We start from the raw sequence: 18,724 nt of genomic DNA on the forward strand, positions 1-18,724 counted from the left end.
TTGGACACCTCCCCCAGACTCACTTGACGCGGTGGCTCCCCTAAGCCCACCCGCCCCACCGGTGCCGACTGACACCCGGCCACGAGCGCCAACGCCACCACCCACCACATCCGCATACCGGTGGGAGCCCCTGACCCCGCGCCCGGTTCCCACCGGGACCGATCCGGAAGTAGCCCATCCCCGAGGGGATCTCAGTGCGCGCCCACTTTTCGCGAACTGGGTGAGAGCACCCAGCCGCCCGCTTCACGGTGCCCTCGGCCACGGCCAACTCCACGCCGCTAGATGCGACGGCGGCGCGGCGTCCGGCGGACGCGCTGAACCCTGCGTTGCTCAATCGCCCAGAACCACGCGCGACGGCTTGATGGCGCTTTGACGGACCTGCCGGACAGCGTTCAAGCGGCTGTGCGGCAGTTGGCCGCCGATCCCGCCGACGCGAACGGCAGGCGCGTGGCTCCCGCCGGCCGACAAGCTCATGTCAGGCGGCGTCGCACCGGTCGCTCTTGCTGAACTCTTCCACGACGGTGGTGATCGCGATCCAGGACGCGGGTTTCCACCCGAGGCTGGTTCACGTGAGGGCCCGTGCCCTTGGCGGGCTGCCGGGGGCTACTTGCGGAAGAGGGCGCGGGCGATGATCTCGCGTTGGATCTCGGAGGTGCCCTCGTAGATGCGGGGGGCTCGGACCTCGCGGTAGAGGTGTTCGAGGAGGTGGCCGCGTTCGAGGGCTTGGGCGCCGTGGACCTGGATGGAGAGGTCGACGGCTTGTTGGGCGGTCTCGGTGGCGAAGAGCTTGGCCATGGCCGAGAGGGACGCGGTGGTGCCGGGAGCGGCGTCGTAGGCGGTGGCGGCGTCGTGGACGAGGAGGCGGGCGGCGTGCAGGCGGGTGGCCACGTCGGCGAGTTGGTGGGTGAGGCCCTGGAAGGCGGAGAGGGGTTTGCCGAAGGCGTGCCGGTGGGTGGCGTGGGCGATGGCGGCGTCGAGGGCGGCCTGGGCCATGCCGACGGCGAAGGCGCCGACGCTGGGGCGGAACATGTCGAGGGTGCGCATGGCGACCGACCAGCCGCCGTCGACCTCGCCGAGGACGTTCGCGCGGGGGACGCGGGCCCCGGTGAAGCGCAGGCGGCCGATGGCGTGCGGGGCGAGCAGGTCGAGCGGCTCGCCGTCGAGGCCGGGGGTGTCGCGGGGGACGGCGAACGCGGTGATGCCCTTGGCGCCGGTGTCGCTGGTGCGGGCGAACACCGAGTACACGTCGGCTTCGGGGGCGTTCGAGATGTAGGTCTTCTCCCCGGTCAGCAAGAAGTCGTCGCCTTCGGGGACCGCCCGCAACACCAGGTGCGCCGCGTCCGAGCCCGCCTCCGGCTCCGTCAGCGCGAACCCCACCGCGGCGTCCCCGGCGGCCACCCGGGGAACCCACTCGTCGACGATCGGGGCGCTCCCCGCCAGCACGATCGGGTACGCGCCCAACCCCTGCAACGCGAACGCCGTCTCCGCCTCGGTGCAGTGCCGCGCGAGCGCCTCCCGGATCACACACAGCACCAACGCTTTCGCGGGCCGGTCGAAGATCTCCGCCAACACCCCGTGCTCCGCCAACGCCTTCACCAGCCCCCGGTTGAGCCGCCCGGGAGTCCCCTGCTCTGCCGCGGTCCGCAGTGGACCTTGGGCCAACGCCTCGCACCGCGCGCGCAGGTCATCCAGTGAGCTCACGCCGCACCTCCGGGAACCACGGCGGTCGCCACCAGTTCGATCAGGGCTTCCTCGTCGAACAGCCGGGTCACCCCCAGCAGGGCCACGGCCGGGTAGTGCCTGCCGAAGTGTTTGCGCCACAACGGACCCAGCTCCGGCAGGGCTGCCTTGTACGCGGCCACGTCGGTCACGTAGATGATGAAGGAGACCAGGTGCGAGGCATGGGCACCCGCCGCGGTCAGTGCGGAGACTACGTTGCCCGCGGCCTGGTCGAACTGCTCCGCCATGGTCGCGCCGACGATCGCCCCGGCGGGGTCCAGGGCCGTCTGGCCGCCCAGGTACACGGTGCTCCCCGGTGCCGCGACCACGGCGTGGGCGAAGCCGACTGGTGGGGCCAGGTCCGGTGCTGTCACAACGCGGTGCGGGGTCATCGGCCCCTCCACACCGGGGGGCGGCCAGCGGACCAGGCCGCGTAGAACTCGGCGTGGTCGGTGGACTTCATCAGCAGGGCCTGGCTGATCGCCTCCAGTTCGATCGACGACGCCAGGTCCAGGTCCTGTTCGCGGGTCAGCAGCACCTTCGTCATGGAGTACGCCAGCGCGGGCCCATCCGCGAGCCGACGGGCCAGGGACTCCGCGGCCGCGGGGAGATCGTCGACCACCGTGCCCAACCCGAGTTGCTCCGCCCGAGCCGCGTCGACCCGCTCGCCCAGGATCAGCAGTTCCGTTGCCCGCCCGAGCCCCACCAAGCGCGGCAGCAGGTACGCCGACCCCATGTCGGCACCGGCCAACCCGACCTTGGTGAACAGGAAGGAGAACGACGCTTCCTCGGCCAGCAAACGGAAATCCGCCGCCAGCGCCAGCACCGACCCCGCGCCCGCCGCGACCCCGTTCACCGCCGCGATCACCGGCATCGGGCACTCGCGCAGCGCCCGCACGACGGCGCCGGTCATCCGGGTGAACTCCAGCAGTTCCGCCGCCGCCATCGACTGGAGCTCGCCGATGATCTCCTCGACGTCCCCGCCCGAGCAGAACCCGCGCCCGGTTCCCCGCAGCACCAACACCTTCGCGTCGCCGCGGTGCGGCAGCTCGGCCACCAAGTCGCGCAGGTCCGCGTACACGTCGAAGGTGAGCGCGTTCAGCTTCTCCGGCCGGTCCAGGGTCACCGTGGCGACCCCGTCCTCGACGGTGAACCCGAAGTGGCCCCACTCGCCGGTCACCCCGGGTGATGCCCGGAACGGGCTCATCGACTGCCTCCAACACCGGTCACTGGACTCCTCCTCCGTCGAGCACGAGCGATTGCCCGTTCACCGCGCCCGCCTCCGCCGCGGCCAGGAACACCACCGCGAACGCCACCTCGTCCGGTTCGAGCAACCGCCCCAGCGGGGACGCCGACGCCAGCGCGGCCTCCGCGTCCGCGGGCGTGCGCCCCGTTCTGTCCACAATGGTGCGTACCGCCTCGGCGGCGATGTCGGTGCGGGTGAACGTCGGGCACACGGCGTTCGACGTCACCCCCGTGCCCGCGACCTCCGCCGCGACCGCCCGCATGAGGCCGATCGCGGCGTGCTTGGCCGACGAGTATGCGGCGGTGTACCGCTGCCCGACCTTGCCCGCGGTGGACGCCACGAACACGACCCGCCCGGTGTCGCGCTCCAGCATCCGCGGCAGCACCGCCCGGGTGCACAGGAACCCGCCCAGCGCGTTCACGTCGTGCTGCGTGCGCCACTGCGCGACCGTGGTCTTCGCCAGCGGAGCGCTTGAGGCGATCCCGGCGTTGTTGACCAGCACGTCGACCGGCCCGAGGTCGGCGAACAACGCCCGCACCGCTGCTTCGTCGGTGACGTCGCAGTCGGCCCGGCCCAGTGCGAACACCTCGTCGCCCGCGTCCCGGAACCGGGTCGCGATGGCCGCGCCGATGCCCCTGGTGCCACCGGTGATGACGACGCGTCTCATGAGGACACATCCAACGCGCGCAACGCCCTGCGGTCGAGCTTGCCGTTGGTGGTGCGGGGGAGAGTGGCCACGAAGACCACCCGTTCGGGGGTCTTGTGCGGGGACAACCGCTCGCGGACGAACCGGCGCAGGTCGTCCTCAGTGGCCTCCCCGGTGACCACCACGAACGCGTAAGGCCGGATCAGCCCGTCGCGGTTGTGGCCGAGGACGGCGCACTCCACGACATCCGGGTGCCCGATCAGGCAGTGCTCGATCTCGCTCGGCGCCACCCAGATCCCGCTGACCTTCAACAGGTCGTCCGCGCGGCCCCGGTAGTGGAACTCGCCATCCGGATCGCGCACCACCAGGTCTCCCGTGTGGACGGTGTCGCCACCGGGGAAGGTGGTCGCCGACTTCGCCGGGTCACCCACGTACCCGGACGCCGCGGTCGCACCGGTGATCTCCAGGGTGCCGACCTCGCCATCGGGGACCTCGACGCCGTCCGGGTCGACGACCCGCGCGGTGTAGCCGGGGACCAGGGACCCGATGCTGCCGGTGCTCGCCGCGCCGGGGCGGTTGGAGATGTAGATGTGGTACGCCTCCGACGAGCCGATCCCGTCGATCACCTCGACGCCGAAGGTGTTGTCCCACTTGCGGTGCAGCTCGGGCGGCAGTGCCTCGCCCGCCGACGTGCACAGCCGCAGGCAGCTCAGGTCCTGGTCGGCGGCCAGCGGGTGCGCGACCATCGCGGCCATCATCGTCGGCACGTTCACCAGCACGGTCGGCCGGTGCCGGGCGATCAACGCGAAGACCCGCTCCGGCGTGGTGCGCTCGGGGAACACGATCCCGGCGCCGCCGACCCCGAACGGGAACAACGCGGTCAGGTCGCGGGCGTAGCCGAAGAACAGCTTCGGCACCGGCAGCACGATGTCGTCCTCGGTCAGGCCGAGCACACCGCGCGCGTACCACTCGTGGCTGTTGAGCGGACTGCGGACGCCGTGCGGACATGCCTTCGGCGCGCCCGTGCTGCCCGTGGTGAACTTCCACAGCACCACGTCGCCCTCGGCGCGCAACACAGCATCCACAGTGGACTCAGCGCCCGAAGCCAGCGCGTCGAGGTCGTGCTCGTTGGAACGTAACTCGCCTGCGCCGACTACCAGAACGGTCCGATCCTGGACGCCCGCCTCGCGGAGCCGGTCAAGCGTGAGGGAGTCGGCGATGATCACCGTGGCGTCGGTGTAGTCGAGGAAGTAGGCGTAGTCCTTGGCGGTCAGGAAAGTGTAGACCTCGGCGGTGATGGCGCCGACCTTCTGCGCCGCGTACCAGGCGGCGACGAACTCGACACCGTCGGACAGGGCTAACAGCACCCGATCCCCGGGCCTGACGCCGAACTCGAGCAGGACGTTGCCGATCCGGTTGGTGAGCGCGGCGAGGTCGGCGTAGCTGGTGGGGCCGGTCGGGCCGAGCAGGGCTGGGCGGTCCGACCGGCCCAGGTCGAGGTTGCGGTCGAGGAAGTGGCTTGCGAGGTTGAGCTGCGTTGCCTGCACCGTGCTCCTCTCAACTCACCTGGTCGTGGATGGCCTCGACCAGCAACTCGGTCAACCGGGCGAACGTGTCGTGCCCCTCCTCGGCACTCGCCTCGGCCGGAGCACCGCAGTAGGCGTCTCCCATGCCCATCTCGATGAACCCCTGTGCGCCGGACCCCATCGCGGCGGGCATGTCGACGAGCAGTGGTGGCAAGGCGGCCATGACGTCGGTGTCGACCAGGTCGGGGCGGTCGGCGAGCACGAGCGAGGTCTCGTACCGGCCCGCGTGGCAGGAGCCGGACCGGAACTCCTCGGTCAACCGGGTGACGGCCGCGCGGCGGAGCAGGTCGAGGTAGGTCGTGCGGATTCCCTTGTCGGCCAAGGTCTTCACCGCGTCCCGCAGCGCCGTCACGTGTCCCGGCTCGAAGTGGTTGTTGACGACGACGACCCTGGGAAAGCCTTGCGCGGCCAACGACGAGCAGATCTCGACCACCAATCGGCCCAGCGTCTCCGCGCTGATCCCCACCGCTCCCGCGAACCCCGCCCCGAACTCGGTGACCCCGTAGGAGAGCGCGGGCAACACCTTCACGGTGACCGGATCCCCGGCGAACCGGTCGGCCGCCCGCGCGCACATCCCCGCCGAGATCAGCGGATCGGTGTCCAGCGGCGCGTGCGGTCCGTGCGGCTCCACGGCCCCCACCGGCAGCAGCAGCACCGTCGTGCTTTCCCGCAGTGCGGCGGCCTGCGGCGAGGTGAGGTCCGCGAACTGGTGGCTCACGGCGCCTCCGTGAGCACGCACAGGTCGGCTCGACCCGCCGCGACGACCGTGTTGACCTCGTCGAGCGTGGTCAGGTACCCGCCGACGAGGGTGGGGATCCCCGCCTCGTTGCGGACGCGGTCGGACAGGGTGGTCAGGTAGCCGCGCCGGTAGTCCGGGCGGAAGTCCGGGGTGGTGTGGCCCGCGCGGACGTGCACGAGGTCGGTGCCGTGGGCGTGGAGTTGGCGGGCGAAGGCGATGCCGTCGGCGATCGTGGTGCCGCCGGGGGACCAGTCGGTCACCGTGAGTCGGACGGACAGGGTGCGGGGGAATGCCGCGCGGACGGCGTCGAGCACCGACAGCGGGAACTTGTGCCGGTCACCCCACTCGTCGGTGCGGCGGTTCGTCAGGGGCGACAGGAACCCGGCGAGCAGGTGCCCCTCCGCCATGTCCAGCTCCAGCAGGGCGACTCCGGCCTCGGCTGCCCGCGTCGCGTGATCGACGAACGCCTGCCGGACCTCGTCCAGGTCGGTCAACTCCACCGGCACCGGCGCGCCAGGCCCGTACGGCACAGGGGAAGCGGCAACCGGCTCGACCCCACGCGCGCCGAAGTGCGTCAGCCGGACCCCTAGCGGCGCGTCGATCCCGGTCCAGGCCGCCAGTGGCGGGGAGTCCCGTCCCGTCACCCCCACTGGCCCGGTCAGCACGAGCCCGTACCCGTCCGCGGCCCTCGAAGCGGCTTCGTCCGGTGTGGACACTTCTGCCACCAGCCGGTTCGCGAACTCCTTGAACGGCGCGAACACCGGCGGCGGTGCGATGGCCCGACCGGCGATCCACGAGTCGACCCGCCGCACCAGGCGGGGATCGCGCTGCGCCAGGTTCGCGTGCGTGACGCGCCCACTACGGGTCAGCAGGTTCACCGCGAACTGCACGGGCTCGAACGACGTGTAGTTCGCCGTCCGCCCGAAGTACGCCGCGCTCTCCGCCGCCGCCTGCTGGAACCGTTCCACGGCAGGCTGGCGTTCCAGCTCGTAGTCCGTCAGCGCTGCCTCAAGCGAAGGTGTGCGGGCCAGCGAGTTCGCGAGCGCGATCGCGTCCTCCATGGCCAGCTTCGTGCCGGAGCCGATGGAGAAGTGCGCGGTGTGCGCGGCGTCGCCCAGCAGGACCAGGTTCCCCTTGTGCCAGCTCCCGCACCGCACCAGCGGGAAGTCCAGCCACAGCGAGCGGTTCGACCGCAGCGTCGCCCCCGCGAGGTCGTCGGCGAAGAGCCGCTCGCAGAACGCGATGCTCTCCTGCTCGGAAGCGGTGTCGAGCCCCGCGCGCCGCCACACCGGCTCGGCGCACTCCACGATCCACGTGCTGGTGTGCTCGTCGAACGGGTACGCGTGCGCCTGGAACAGCCCGAGCTCGGTCTCCCGGAACGCGAAGGTGAACGCGTCGAGCACCAGGTCCGTGCCGAACCACACGTACTTGCCGCCCTGGGTGGACACCTTCGCGCGGAAGTGCCGCTGCCTGGTCCTGCTGTTCGCGCCGTCGGCCGCCACCCGCAGGTCGGCATCCGGTGGTTCGTCCACCTCGGACCCGAAGCGCAGGTCGGCACCCAGGTCGGTGGCCCTGGTCTGCAGGATCGCCAGCAGGTGCCGCCGGGCGATGGCGGTGAACGAGTGGCCGGTGGAGCGCACGACCTGGCCGCGGTGGCGGATGTCGATGGTCGACCAGCGGGCGAACGAGTCGGTGATCTCCAGGTGCGTCGGCGGGTCGGCGTCGCGCAGCGCGCCCAGCGTCTCCTCGGAGAACACCACGCCCCAGCCGAACGTGGCGTCCGGGGCGTTGCGCTCGTGCACGGTGACGGTGTGGCCCGCCTTGCGCAGCAGGATCGCCAGGTACAGCCCGGCCGGTCCGGCGCCGAGGATCGAGACGTCCATCAGATCGCCTCGGCCAGTCGGTCGATGTCGGCGACGTCGAGCGTGGTGGGGAACAGGATCAGCTCGTCGCACCCCGTGTCGGCGTAGCCGCGGATGTAGTCCTTGATGGCCCGCACGCTGGTCAACGCGCCCGCCGCGATCTTGTCGGCGAACGGGCCGGTGAAGGCGTAGTAGTCGCTCAGGTAGTCCCGCCCGCGATCCGGGTCGCTCACCGCGAGATATCCCTGACCCCACAACACGGGCTGACCGGCCCTGCCGTGGTCGTACCACGCCGCCCTGGCCTTGGTCGCCGCCGACGCGAACGCCCGCGGCGGACCACCACCGTGCGCGTACCCGTCGGCGTACCGGGCCATGCGCGCCAACGCGGAGCCGGAACTGCCGCCCACCAAGATGTCCATTGAGGACTCACCGTCCGCGCGCAATGCCGCAAGCTGCGTCGACAGCGCCGCACCGCGGGTCGACGGGTCGACACCGGCGGCCGCGTAGTCGTCGTGCCTGGCGCCGATGCCGAGACCGAGGGTGAACCGCCCGCCGGACACCTCGTGCACCGACTGGGCCTGCTTGGCCAGCCCACCGGGGGAGCGCAGCGGCCCGATCGCGATCATCGTGGCCAGCCCGATCCGCTCCGTCACCGCCGCGGCCGCGGTCAGCGCGATGAACGGGTCGACGCTGTCGTAGCGCAGCCGGTCGAGCACCGCGAGCGTGGCCAGCCCCGCCGACTCGGCGCGACGGGCCCAGTCGAGCAGGGTCCCGCCGTCGCGGGCGGGGACCGTGTTGGGGAGTCCGATACCGACCTTCACCAGCGTCACACCCTTGTGGCCGGGGTCACTGGCGAAAACGTTACGGTTGACCCCGCTTAGGTGTCAACTAAGCTCACCCCCATGTTCGACGCCGCGCCGCAGGACCTCGTGCTGACCATCCTCGGCGCCCACCTGCGCCCCCGCGAGCGCACCACCGTCTGGTCCGGCGGCCTGGTCTCACTACTGGGTGAGTTCGGCTCCACCCCCGGCGCCGCCCGGGTCGCCCTGACCCGGCTCGTGCGCCGCGACCTGCTCGAACGCGTCCGCGACGGCCGGATGGTGCACTACCGGATCACCCCGCGCGCCGCCGCCGTGCTCGCGGAGGGTGACCGCCGGATCTTCAGCCTGGGCAGCCGGACCAGCGACGCGGGACAGTGGACCGTGCTCTGGCACGCCATCCCCGAGGACCAGCGGGTCGCCAGGGCCAGGCTGGTGCGCAGGCTGCGCTTCCTGGGCTTCGGCTCGGTCCAGGACGGCACCTGGCTGGCCCCGCACGACCGCGCGGCCGAGGTCGCCGACCTGCTGGCCGACCTCGGCGTCGCCACGCACGCCGGGGTCCTGGTCGGCGCCCCGGCCGCCGTGCCGGACTTCGCCGACTTCGTCACCCGGGTGTGGGACCTCGACGCCCTGGAACGGCGCTACCGCGACTTCGTCACCGAGTTCGCCGACCGCGACCCGGACCCCGACCCGGCCACCGCCTTCGGCTTACGCGTGCGGCTCACCCACGCCTACCGCCAGTTCGCCCTGCTCGACCCGGAACTGCCCGAGGGCATCGCCCCGCCACCGCCGCACCGGCGGGCCGCGGTCGCGCTGTTCCACGACACCTACCCCGCGCTGGCCGAGCAGGCCCAGCGCCACTTCGACGGAGCGATGACCCCGTGACCGAGACCGGCACCAGCCCTGCCGATACGGCAGCCGCCCTCACCTACACGTCCTACCTCGCGCTCGACGAGGTGCTCACCGCGCAGCGCCCGCGCTCCGACGAGCACGACGAGCTGCTGTTCATCGTCATCCACCAGGTGTACGAGCTGTGGTTCAAGCAGCTGCTGCACGAGCTGATCCACCTGCAGGCCGTGCTGCTCAAGGGCGACACCGCGCACGCCACCCGGGTGCTGCGCCGGGTGCTGACCATCCTCAAGGTGATCGTCGCCCAGATCGACGTGCTGGAGACGATGACCCCGCGCCAGTTCACCAGCTTCCGCGCCAGGCTCGACGCCTCCAGCGGCTTCCAGTCCGCCCAGTTCCGCGAGCTGGAGGCCGTGCTGGGCCGCCGCGACCGGCGGGCGTTCGCGCACTACCCGGATGGCGGCGAGCAGCGCGCCCGCATCAGCGACGCGATGTCACGGCCGTCGCTGTTCGACTCGTTCCTGGCCTACCTGGTCACGCACGGGTACACCGTCCCGCCGGAGGTGCTCGACCGCGATGTCAGCCTGCCCGTCGAACCCTCGCCGGAGCTGCAACGGGTCCTGCTGGCGGTCTACGCCGACGACGGCGGGCCGTCCACGGTCGCCGAGTACCTCGTCGACCTCGACGAAGGTCTCCAGGAATGGCGGTACCGGCACGTGAAGATGGTCGAGCGCACGATCGGCACCAAGCAGGGCACCGGCGGGTCCGCGGGCGCGGCCTACCTGCGCGGCACCCTGTTCGACCCCGCGTTCCCCGACCTGTGGGCCGTGCGGAGCGAGCTGTGAGCGACCTCGCCGCGCACTACACCCGGTTCCGCGTGGCGGACCGGCTGCTGCTGACCGGGCACTCGCACCAGGCGTGGCCGGATGTCGCGCTGGAGGGCCAGATCGAGGCTTTCGACGACGCGGCGCTCGAGGTGGACGACAAGTGGGGGCGCGCGTTCGCCAAGGCGGACCGGGTGCGGGCCGCGTACGGGGAGTTGCTCGGCGACCCGGGTGGTGACATCGCGCTGGGGGCCAACACGCACGAGTTGGTGGTGCGCTTCCTGTCCGCCGTCGACATCACCGGGCGACCGAAGCTGGTGACCACCGATGGCGAGTTCCACACCCTGCGCAGGCAGCTGGGCAGGCTCGCCGAGGAGTTCGTCCGGATCGTCCGGGTTCCCGCCGAGCCCGCGGACACCCTCGCCGAGCGGCTGGCGTCCGAAGTGGACGATCGGGCGGCGGCGGTCCTGGTGTCGTCGGTGCTGTTCGAGACATCGCGGATCGTGCCTGGGCTGGGTGCGGTGGCCGCCGCTTGTGAGCGGCACGGTGCCGAGCTGCTCGTCGACGCGTACCACGCCCTTGGTGTGGTGCCGTTCGACTTCGACGGGCTCGCGGACGCCTGGATCGTCGGTGGCGGCTACAAGTACCTGCAACTCGGGGAGGGCAACTGCTTCCTGCGGCTGCCCGCACACGCGCAGCAGACCCGTCCGGTGATCACCGGGTGGTTCGCCGAGTTCGATGCCCTCGCTGATGAACGCGACCCGACGCTCGTCGCCTACGGGCCGGGGGCGACCAGGTTCGCCGGGTCCACCTACGACCCGACCAGCCACTACCGCGCCGCGCGGGTGCTGGACTTCTTCGTGGAGCAGGAACTCACCCCGGCTCGGCTGCGGGAGATCTCGCTGCACCAGAACGGGGTGCTGGCGTCGGCGTTCGACGAGCTGGGACTGCCGGATTCCGTCGTGACCCGTGACCGGGACACGCCGCGTGAGCGGTTCGCGGGGTTCCTGTCGCTGGTCTCACCCCGTGCGCAGGAGTTTCAACGCGTGTTGGCGCAACGCGGTGTGCTCACCGACAGCCGGGGCGTCCACCTGCGGTTCGGGCCCGCGCCGTACCTGCGCGACGACCAACTCCGGGCGGCCATCGGCGTGCTGGGGGAGATCGCGACCTGAGCGGGGTGCCGCGCGGCGACCTAGGATCGCCGCGTGGCACAGGAGAAGGAGGAGAGCACCCTCACCGTGGTGCTCGCCGGGTCGGTCAACCTGCTGATCGCGGTGCTCAAGCTGGTCGCCGGGCTGGTCACCGGCTCGGCGGCGATGCTGTCGGAGGCCGTGCACTCGTTCGCCGACACGATCACCGAGGTGCTGCTGCTGACCGCGCTGCGCGTCTCACGCCGCCCGGCCGACCGCGCGCACCCGTTCGGCTACGGCAAGGCCCGGTACTTCTGGTCCCTGCTCGCCGCCGTGTCGATCTTCGCGTCGGGCGCGATGTTCGCGCTGTACGAGGGGTTCTCCACGGTCTTCGGCGAGGCGGAGGAACAGACCTCGCCGCTGGTCGCGTACCTGGTGCTGGCCGGGGCGTTCGTGCTGGAGTCGGTGTCGTGGGCGCAGGCGTTGCGCCAGGTCCGGCGGGACGCGGCCGAGCAGGGGCGCACGTTCCGGCACCAGTTGCGCTTCAGCGACGACCCGACGGCGACGACGGTGTTCTACGAGGATTCGGCCGCGTTGTCCGGTTTGCTGCTGGCCTTCGCCGGGGTCGGCCTGCACCAGTTGACCGGCGAGTCGGTGTGGGACGGGGTCGCGTCCATCGCCATCGGCGTGCTGCTGGCCGGGGTGGCGTTCCTGCTGGGGCGGGCCAACGCGGCGCTGCTCATCGGCCGCCAAGCCGCACCGGACCTGGTGTTCGGCATCCGCGACCACCTGTCGGCGGCACCCGAGGTGGACGCCGTGGTCGACCTGCAGACCATGCTCATCGGCACCGACAGCGTCCTGGTCTGCGCCCGCGTCGACTTCGACGACACCCTCACCGCCGGAGAACTCGAACACGTCTGCGTGCGCCTCGCCGCCGAACTCCAGTCGGCGCACAACGACGTCACCGAGGTCTTCATCGAACCCGTCCCCCGCACCAACACCGACCTCCGCGCCGCCGTCCTGGCCCGCTACGGCGAACGCCCCGGGGTGTCCACAACAGACCCGAATGGCTCAACTGTGGATGACCTCAGACGCGGGTGAACCAGGCGGTGAAGGTGGTGCGGCCGTCGGTGACGGCCAGGTTCACCTCTTCGGCCAGGGCGCGGACGATGGCCATGCCCCGGCCCGCGAGGACTACACCGGAGGCGGGGACGCGCCAGCCCGCCTCGTCGACCACGGTCACCACGACGACGTCCTCGTCGATGTGGGCGCTGACGCCGAGGACGGTGGCCGGGCGGCCCGCTCGGCCGTTGTTGGCGATGGCGTTGCTCATCGCCTCGTCGGCGGACCACACGGCATCGTCGCACGTGTGCTCCGGGACGCCGGACCCGCTGAGCCAGTCGCGCAGGGCGTGCCGTGCCAGGTGCAACTGACCGGGTTCGGCGGGCACCGCCACCGACCACACCGCCATCTCCGTCATGCTCCGGGAATACCTCGCTGGTCGAGGGTGAAACGGGCGCCTCGGGGTGAACCGGTCAGGCGGCGTCGGAACCGACCAGTTCCCAGCGGTGCTCGCGCAGCGCCAGCAGCAGGCCCTCGGTGGTCGACCAGGGGCTCACGGTCACCGCGTCGTGCCCGGTCACCTCCATCAACGCCCGCGCAGCCACCGCGCCCGCCAGCGACTGGCCCGCGCGGTGCCGGGAGATACCCGGCAGCTTCGCCCGCCTGCGGCTCGACAGCGCCGCCAACCGGGGAATCCACCGGTCGAGGTCGGACACCCGCACGGTGCTGCCGCCCGCGAGCTTGGCGAGCCCGCCGAACACCTTCGAGCAGCCAACGGCCTGCCCCCGGTGCAGCGCGGCCAGGTCGCGGGCGGTGAGCGCGTCGCGGATCAGGTCCTCGACCAGGTCCTCGCGGTGGGCCAGGCCCAGCGTGGTCAGGGCGCGGGCACCGTAGGGCAGCGACGTGGCGACCTGCGGCTGGTCGGCCGACCCGGTCGCCAGCTCCACCGTCCCGCCGCCGACGTCGAGCACGGTCAGCCTGCCCTGCCTGCCCGACCAGCGCCTGGCCGCCAGGTACGCCAACTCGGCCTCCTGCTCGCCGGTGAACGTGCGCAGGGCCATGCCGGTGCGGCGCTGGATCTCGCGCACCGCCATGTCGGCGTTCGCCGCGTCCCGCACCGAGGAGGTCGCGAACGGCAGGAACTCGCCGACCGGCACCCCGGCCCGCCGCACCCGCCTGCGCACCGCCGCGATGGCGGCCGCGATGGCGTCGATGCCCTCTTCGCGCAGGTTGCCGTCGTCGTCGTAGGCCCGGTCGAGCCGCAGCGGCACCTTGTCGGAGTGCACGGGGTGCAGCGGGGAGCCCTGGCCGCCGGTGACCACCACCAGGTGCGCGCTGAAGCAGCCGACGTCGAGCACACCGACGGTGTCTTCGCGCATGGGCTGGTCCTCTGTTCCCCGGGGGTCATCTGGCGTATCAGTGCTGTGAAGTGAATTGTTACCCATAACCCGGATCGGGCAAACCTCAGATCCCGGGCTCCACCGAGTGGGTGACACGAAACTGGTATACAGGGGTTTGCCCAGGTCACCCGTGTGGCACAGTGAACCGGGTGACGACCGAGGAAATCCGCGACGGGGTGTCGCTGACGAACCTGGACCAGCCGCTGTTCGACGGCGCCGACGCCACCAAACGCACCCTCGTGGACTATTTGGCCGCTGTGGCCGACCTCATGCTCCCCGGCCTGCGCGACCGGCCGCTGTCGGTGGTCCGGATCCGGCCGGGGCAGCCGCCGTTCATGCAGAAGAACACGCCGAAGTACACCCCGCCCTGGGTCCGCACGACGCCGATGTGGGCCGAGTCCAGCAAACGCGAGATCAACTACGCCGTCTGCGACGACCTCAGGACACTGCTCTGGCTCGGCAACCAACGCGCCGTCGAGTACCACGTCCCGCTGTTCCGGCTGGGGGAGACAGTCCAGACACACCTGGTACTCGACCTCGACCCGCCGCCGGACGCCGGTTTCGCCCCCGTCGTCGCCGCGGCCGCCGTGGTCCGCCGGGCACTGGCCGACGAGGGGCTGTCGGCGGCGGTGAAGACGAGCGGCTCCAAAGGCGTCCACATCATGGTCCCACTCGCTCCCACTGGCGCTGATGACATCGCCGCCGCGACCCGCGCCCTGGCCGCCCGCGCAGAGCGCTTGGACCCGTCGGTGGCGACCACGGCGTACATCAAGGACGACCGGGAGGGAAAGGTCTTCCTGGACTCGACCCGCGCTTACGGCGCCACGATCGCGGCCCCGTACAGCCCGCGCATCCGACCCGGGGTGACAGTCTCGTTCCCGGTCGCGTGGGACGCGCTGGAACACGTGACCCCCCAGGACTTCACCATCCGCACGGCCCTGGAGTTGTTGGGCGACAACGACCCCTGGGTCGACCTGATGCCCTCACCCCAAACCCTCCCGGCCGACCTCGTCGCCGAAGGCCACACCATCCCCGTAGCCCGCGTCGTCGCCATGCACGAGGGCAAACGCCGAGCCCGAGCCCGCGAAGCCACCGAGGGCGAAGGCAAGTCATAGCAGGCCCGTCCATCCCCAAGGCTGGACTTGTCCACAGGGCGCCTCGGATCTCCTTGGCGGGCTTGCGAAACACGTACTCTCGATGTTGAGGGTGGTGGCAAGCAAGCAGGGTGCGAGGAAGGGTTGGTGCGGCTTGGGTTCACTAACCAGGGCCGTCGGCGGTAGTCGTCCCGCGCGCCGATACGACGAGGTGGACAGCCGAGCGGGATGGGCCCGGTCGTGTTCGCCCGCGCGGCAACGCGACGAGGCGGGCTGTGTTCTGGATAGGCACTGACCTTGCAGTGGGGCGGCGGAGGGCGCGGGCAGTCGATGGCGGACAGCCGGGCCGCCACTCGGGGTGACCTGGGGTTGGGGCGGGTTGTGTTGTCTGACCTGCCCGCGCTGCCCGACCCGCACGCGCGTGGCGCCGCCGGTGGTCCGGCAGTTCTGTGTGGACAGTTCCGCTGGGCGCGCCCAAGCGGCTCGCCTGGTTCGCCGAGATCCGACGGTCATCGGTCTGCGGCGGGGTGGGCGGGGGTGGTCGGTTCTGGTTGGGGGGCGGGTTGTGTAGGTGGTGGGGGTGGTCAGGTGGACCATTCCCGGTCGGTGGTGGGGGGTTGGTAGTGGCGGTGGAAGGTGTGGGGGTCCAGGACGTGGAGGCCGTGGTGGTTGAGGACCAGGTAGGACTTGGGGAGCAAGACGTGTTGGCCGGAGTCGTCGGTGAGGGTGGCGGTGGGTGGGGTGTCGGTGGTGAGGGTGAAGGTGACGTTGGGGGAGACCTTGCCCTGTTGGCGCAGGGCGGTGACCCAGTGGCTGATGGCGGGGAGGACGGCCGGGTCGGTGTAGTGCGCTGCCTGGACCGGGGCGGGCCAGGGTAGGTAGTACCTGGCCACCGTGGAGCGTCTCACGGGGCCAAGCCTAGCAGAGTGTTCGAACACGTGTTCGAACGTCAGGCCAGTTTGCGCACCTCACCGGCCAGCGCGGGCAGTTCCTCCGCCGGGTCCCGGTAGCGGTGCAGCGCCTCCCGGCCCGCGGGTCCGCGCAACGCGGTGGCCAGGCGGGCGGGGACGGCGATGGTGAACAGCAGGCCGCGGTTGTCGAAGCCCTCCACGATCCACGACACCCACGGCAGTTGCAGGTTCGAGGTCGGGCTGAAGAACACCGGCTGCTTGCCGCCGAAGGTCACCTCGTAGATGCCGAAGCGGCTCCAGTTGGTGATGGTGAACGTCCTGCGGTCCGGGTCGAAGCCGACCGGGACGCACTCGCGCAGCCGGGAGCGGCCGATCGACTCCAGGAACGCGCGGTTCGCCCGCAGGTTGAGCTGCGCGCGCGGGAAGTCCTCGACCGCGGCGCGGATCCGGGTGGCGATGTCCTCGGCAGGCGCGCCCGGCGGGCAGGTGACGTACATCTCGCCCACCAGGTTCCCGATCACGCCCTCGTCGAGCCCCAGGAACCGGCGCACGTTCACCGGCATCGCGATCGCGCGCTCCTCCGAGGTGTCCCCGGCGAGCGTGCGCACCACGGAGGTCACGTGTCCACACAGCACGTCGTTGACCGACAGTCGACGCCCCGCCGCCGTGCTCACTTCCCGTTGCAACGCAGCGACTTCCGCGTCGGTGAAGTACACCTGGACCGTCCGGTTCGCCCGCACCGCCCCGGCGAACTCCGCCCCGAGCCGCTCAGCCTGCTCCGGGGTGGGCAGCCGGAACCCCGGGCGGCCGGAGTCGACCGGCGGCAGCACCTCGTCGAGGAACGCGTCCGGGTCGGTGAGCAGGGTGATCTCCGGCGGCTCGGTGCCCTCGGTCGCCGCCGACCAGGCGCGGACCAGGAACATGAAGCTGGCCAGGTCGCCGACCGAGTGGTGGAACGAGCAGCCCAGCGCCGAGGTGCCGTCGGACAGGTGCGTCAGCCGGACGGTGAGCAGCGGCAGGCCGCCCAGGCGCGCGGCCGGGGCCTGCACGTGGTCGACGAAGTCGGCGCCGGGCAGGGTGACCCGGCCGATCGCCTTGGGCAGCGTCTCGTCCAGGTCGTAGGTGTCGAACGGGATGCCCGAGTCGTCGCAGACGACCTCCAGGACGTCACCGGTGGTGCGCAGGCGGCCCGCGAAGCCGGGGACCGCGGCCAGCGCGGTGGCCAGGCCCTCGGCGAGGCGGTCCTCGTCGAGCGGGTGGCCGAAGAAGAACACCACCGACACCGGGACGTCGGCGATGACCGTGTCGGTCACCCCGCAGGTGACCACGGTGCCCGGTGCGGACCCGGCCCGCACGGTCCGCGACGAACGCAGGTGGGGCCATCCGCTCATTGCCTGGTGTCCTCTCCCCGGTGGGTTGGGGGAACCGTAGATCAGCGGCGGGCCCGCCGACAGACTCCATTCGCCCTACACGCGAAGGGGTCCCCGGCGGGCAACCGCCGGGGACCCCGTTACGCCACTCGTCCTAACAGGACAGTTCGCTGTACAGCGCCTTGATCAGCTCGCCGTCGCCGGTGTCCGCGTCGAGCGACCAGATCATCGCCCCGGCCAGGCCCTGCTTCTCGATGTAGCGGGCCTTGCGGCGGATCTCGGTCGGGTCGTCGTAGGTCCAGAACGTGGTGCCGTCGTAGAGCCAGGCGTGCCCGGCCTTCTCGTCGCGGTACACCTTGTACGCGCCGACCTTGGTCTTGAGGACCTTGTAGTCCTCACCGCCCGCCTCCCACGTGCCGGGGGCCGGGCCGGTGGCCTTCTGGTACAGACCGTTGTTGACGTTCGCCACGCCGGTCCACCCGCGACCGAAGAACGGCACGCCCAGGGTCAGCTTGTCCTTCGGCGCGCCGCGCGTGACCCACGCGTCGATGACGACCTGGCTGCTGTAGCCCGGCGCCGGGGTCGGGTCGCCCTTGGCGGTGCGCAGTGCCGACTGCTGGTTGGTGGTGGGGTCCCAGCCGCCGTGGTAGTCGTAGCCCTGCAGGTTGCCGAAGGTCAGGTAGCGCATGACCTTGGCGACCTCGAAGCCCGAGTCGATCTCCCTGGTGTTGGCCGGGAGGTAGGCGGTCAGGTCGCGCTTGCCGCGCGGCAGCTGGTCGAGCTGGGTGCGGTACTCCTTGAGCAGCGCGGTGTAGTTGACCTTGTCCTCGGGCCTGCTGATGTTGTTGGGCTCGCCCGCCTTGCTGTTGGGCCACTCCCAGTCGACGTCGATGCCGTCGAAGACGCCCGCCGCCGCGCCGGGCCCCGCGATGTCACCCTTGATCCACTGGTTGATGCAGGACGTCACGTGCGCCTTGCGGGACTCCGCGGTGAGCGCGGCGTTGGAGAAGTACCTCGACCCCGACCAGCCGCCGAGGGAGATGTAGACCTTCAGCTTGGGGTACTTCTTCTTCAGCTTGCGCAGCTGGTTGAGATTCCCGGACAGCGGCTGGCCCGCGACGTCGGCGACGCCGTCGACGCTCTGCTCCGCGGCGAACGGCTTCTGGTAGTCGGCCCAGGCGTCCGCGCTGACGCAGGAGCCCTTCTCGTCGAGGAAGCCGAACGCGTAGTTCAGGTGGGTCAGCCGCGCCGCCGTGCCGCTGTCGACCAGGTTGCGGATGGTGAAGTTGCGGGCGTAGATGCCCCACTGGGTGAAGTAGCCGATCACCTTCGCGTCAGCGCCACCGTGACCGTGGTCCGGCTGGTGGGCCTGCGCGGCGGGCGCGGTGACGACCGCCGCGGCGACGGCCGCTCCGGTCAGCAGCGCCGCGGTGCGCCATTTTCTCGCGGACATGGTTCTCCTCGCTCA

18 protein-coding genes are annotated in these 18,724 nt (G+C 71.3%); 5 read left to right on the plus strand and 13 right to left on the minus strand.

The features are described from left to right. Nucleotides 1–603: 603 nt before the first annotated feature. The 8 genes from CLV68_RS25565 to CLV68_RS25600 are packed head-to-tail and all read right to left on the minus strand — an operon-like array spanning nucleotide 604 to nucleotide 8,619. A complete protein-coding gene (locus CLV68_RS25565) occupies nucleotides 604–1,701 on the minus strand; it encodes an acyl-CoA dehydrogenase family protein (RefSeq protein WP_121393447.1) in 1,098 nt (365 codons plus the stop codon). After that, nucleotides 1,698–2,111 carry a RidA family protein gene (locus CLV68_RS25570; RefSeq protein WP_121393448.1) on the minus strand — a complete coding sequence of 138 codons (414 nt, stop codon included), beginning with the start codon at nucleotides 2,109–2,111 and terminating at the stop codon, nucleotides 1,698–1,700. The genes CLV68_RS25565 and CLV68_RS25570 overlap by 4 nt, the downstream gene beginning before the upstream one ends. Further along, nucleotides 2,108–2,926 carry an enoyl-CoA hydratase family protein gene (locus tag CLV68_RS25575; protein ID WP_121393449.1) on the minus strand — a complete coding sequence of 273 codons (819 nt, stop codon included), beginning with the start codon at nucleotides 2,924–2,926 and terminating at the stop codon, nucleotides 2,108–2,110. The genes CLV68_RS25570 and CLV68_RS25575 overlap by 4 nt, the downstream gene beginning before the upstream one ends. A 19-nt stretch (nucleotides 2,927–2,945) precedes the next feature. Continuing rightward, entirely contained in the window at nucleotides 2,946–3,632 is a 687-nt protein-coding gene (locus CLV68_RS25580; protein WP_121393450.1) for an SDR family NAD(P)-dependent oxidoreductase, read from the minus strand. After that, nucleotides 3,629–5,158: a benzoate-CoA ligase family protein gene (locus tag CLV68_RS25585; protein WP_121393451.1), complete on the minus strand. Its 1,530-nt coding sequence runs from the start codon at nucleotides 5,156–5,158 to the stop codon at nucleotides 3,629–3,631. The genes CLV68_RS25580 and CLV68_RS25585 overlap by 4 nt, the downstream gene beginning before the upstream one ends. Nucleotides 5,159–5,168: 10 nt before the next feature. Further along, complete coding sequence (locus tag CLV68_RS25590; protein WP_121393452.1) at nucleotides 5,169–5,915, minus strand: creatininase family protein; 747 nt, start codon at nucleotides 5,913–5,915, stop codon at nucleotides 5,169–5,171. Then, on the minus strand, nucleotides 5,912–7,819 hold the full coding sequence (locus CLV68_RS25595) for an FAD-dependent monooxygenase (protein WP_121393453.1): 1,908 nt from the start codon (nucleotides 7,817–7,819) through the stop codon (nucleotides 5,912–5,914). Before CLV68_RS25595 ends, CLV68_RS25590 begins: the two co-directional genes overlap by 4 nt. Continuing rightward, a complete protein-coding gene (locus tag CLV68_RS25600) occupies nucleotides 7,819–8,619 on the minus strand; it encodes an LLM class flavin-dependent oxidoreductase (RefSeq protein ID WP_170224574.1) in 801 nt (266 codons plus the stop codon). Before CLV68_RS25600 ends, CLV68_RS25595 begins: the two co-directional genes overlap by 1 nt. Before the next feature lie 81 nt (nucleotides 8,620–8,700). Between CLV68_RS25600 and CLV68_RS25605 the strand changes: the two genes are divergently transcribed. The 4 genes from CLV68_RS25605 to CLV68_RS25620 are packed head-to-tail and all read left to right on the plus strand — an operon-like array spanning nucleotide 8,701 to nucleotide 12,520. Continuing rightward, nucleotides 8,701–9,501: a PaaX family transcriptional regulator gene (locus CLV68_RS25605; protein ID WP_121393455.1), complete on the plus strand. Its 801-nt coding sequence runs from the start codon at nucleotides 8,701–8,703 to the stop codon at nucleotides 9,499–9,501. Next, nucleotides 9,498–10,310, plus strand: coding sequence for a tryptophan 2,3-dioxygenase (locus CLV68_RS25610; RefSeq protein WP_121393456.1), 813 nt, complete (start codon nucleotides 9,498–9,500; stop codon nucleotides 10,308–10,310). Before CLV68_RS25605 ends, CLV68_RS25610 begins: the two co-directional genes overlap by 4 nt. Further along, the gene (locus tag CLV68_RS25615) at nucleotides 10,307–11,461 is read left to right on the plus strand and encodes an aminotransferase class V-fold PLP-dependent enzyme (protein ID WP_121393457.1); all 1,155 of its coding nucleotides are present in this window, start codon (nucleotides 10,307–10,309) and stop codon (nucleotides 11,459–11,461) included. The genes CLV68_RS25610 and CLV68_RS25615 overlap by 4 nt, the downstream gene beginning before the upstream one ends. Nucleotides 11,462–11,494: 33 nt before the next feature. Further along, nucleotides 11,495–12,520, plus strand: coding sequence for a cation diffusion facilitator family transporter (locus CLV68_RS25620; protein ID WP_121393458.1), 1,026 nt, complete (start codon nucleotides 11,495–11,497; stop codon nucleotides 12,518–12,520). On the opposite strand, the gene CLV68_RS25625 is transcribed toward CLV68_RS25620, so the two are convergent. Both CLV68_RS25625 and CLV68_RS25630 read right to left on the minus strand, forming a co-directional pair. Then, nucleotides 12,507–12,899, minus strand: coding sequence for an ATP-binding protein (locus CLV68_RS25625; protein WP_121393459.1), 393 nt, complete (start codon nucleotides 12,897–12,899; stop codon nucleotides 12,507–12,509). The genes CLV68_RS25620 and CLV68_RS25625 overlap by 14 nt on opposite strands. Before the next feature lie 55 nt (nucleotides 12,900–12,954). Next, nucleotides 12,955–13,860: a Ppx/GppA phosphatase family protein gene (locus CLV68_RS25630; protein WP_121393460.1), complete on the minus strand. Its 906-nt coding sequence runs from the start codon at nucleotides 13,858–13,860 to the stop codon at nucleotides 12,955–12,957. A gap of 170 nt (nucleotides 13,861–14,030) precedes the next feature. Here CLV68_RS25630 and CLV68_RS25635 point away from each other — a divergent pair, with 170 nt between their 5' ends. Continuing rightward, nucleotides 14,031–14,996 (plus strand): DNA polymerase domain-containing protein, encoded by a 966-nt coding sequence (locus CLV68_RS25635; protein ID WP_121393732.1) that lies wholly within the window; start codon nucleotides 14,031–14,033, stop codon nucleotides 14,994–14,996. Between the two features lie 563 nt (nucleotides 14,997–15,559). On the opposite strand, the gene CLV68_RS25640 is transcribed toward CLV68_RS25635, so the two are convergent. The 3 genes from CLV68_RS25640 to CLV68_RS25650 form a co-directional block, all read right to left on the minus strand. Continuing rightward, the gene (locus CLV68_RS25640; protein WP_147460157.1) at nucleotides 15,560–15,883 is read right to left on the minus strand and encodes a hypothetical protein; all 324 of its coding nucleotides are present in this window, start codon (nucleotides 15,881–15,883) and stop codon (nucleotides 15,560–15,562) included. A gap of 41 nt (nucleotides 15,884–15,924) precedes the next feature. Continuing rightward, complete coding sequence (locus CLV68_RS25645; protein WP_121393462.1) at nucleotides 15,925–17,277, minus strand: acyltransferase; 1,353 nt, start codon at nucleotides 17,275–17,277, stop codon at nucleotides 15,925–15,927. Nucleotides 17,278–17,410: 133 nt separating this feature from the next. Further along, nucleotides 17,411–18,709 carry a glycoside hydrolase family 18 protein gene (locus tag CLV68_RS25650; protein WP_121393463.1) on the minus strand — a complete coding sequence of 433 codons (1,299 nt, stop codon included), beginning with the start codon at nucleotides 18,707–18,709 and terminating at the stop codon, nucleotides 17,411–17,413. Nucleotides 18,710–18,724: the final 15 nt, after the last annotated feature.

The sequence above is a fragment of the Actinokineospora cianjurensis genome (assembly GCF_003663795.1).
GTDB classification, from domain to species: Bacteria; Actinomycetota; Actinomycetes; order Mycobacteriales; family Pseudonocardiaceae; genus Actinokineospora; species Actinokineospora terrae.

Excerpts from the sequence above, each read along its gene's own strand:
- CLV68_RS25570 (WP_121393448.1), bottom strand. The coding sequence starts at position 2,111 with ATGACCCCGCACCGCGTTGTGACAGCACCGGACCTGGCCCCACCAGTC.
- CLV68_RS25575 (WP_121393449.1), bottom strand. The coding sequence starts at position 2,926 with ATGAGCCCGTTCCGGGCATCACCCGGGGTGACCGGCGAGTGGGGCCAC.
- CLV68_RS25580 (WP_121393450.1), bottom strand. The coding sequence starts at position 3,632 with ATGAGACGCGTCGTCATCACCGGTGGCACCAGGGGCATCGGCGCGGCC.
- CLV68_RS25595 (WP_121393453.1), bottom strand. The coding sequence starts at position 7,819 with ATGGACGTCTCGATCCTCGGCGCCGGACCGGCCGGGCTGTACCTGGCG.
- CLV68_RS25605 (WP_121393455.1), top strand. The coding sequence starts at position 8,701 with ATGTTCGACGCCGCGCCGCAGGACCTCGTGCTGACCATCCTCGGCGCC.
- CLV68_RS25625 (WP_121393459.1), bottom strand. The coding sequence starts at position 12,899 with ATGACGGAGATGGCGGTGTGGTCGGTGGCGGTGCCCGCCGAACCCGGT.
- CLV68_RS25630 (WP_121393460.1), bottom strand. The coding sequence starts at position 13,860 with ATGCGCGAAGACACCGTCGGTGTGCTCGACGTCGGCTGCTTCAGCGCG.
- CLV68_RS25645 (WP_121393462.1), bottom strand. The coding sequence starts at position 17,277 with ATGAGCGGATGGCCCCACCTGCGTTCGTCGCGGACCGTGCGGGCCGGG.
- CLV68_RS25650 (WP_121393463.1), bottom strand. The coding sequence starts at position 18,709 with ATGTCCGCGAGAAAATGGCGCACCGCGGCGCTGCTGACCGGAGCGGCC.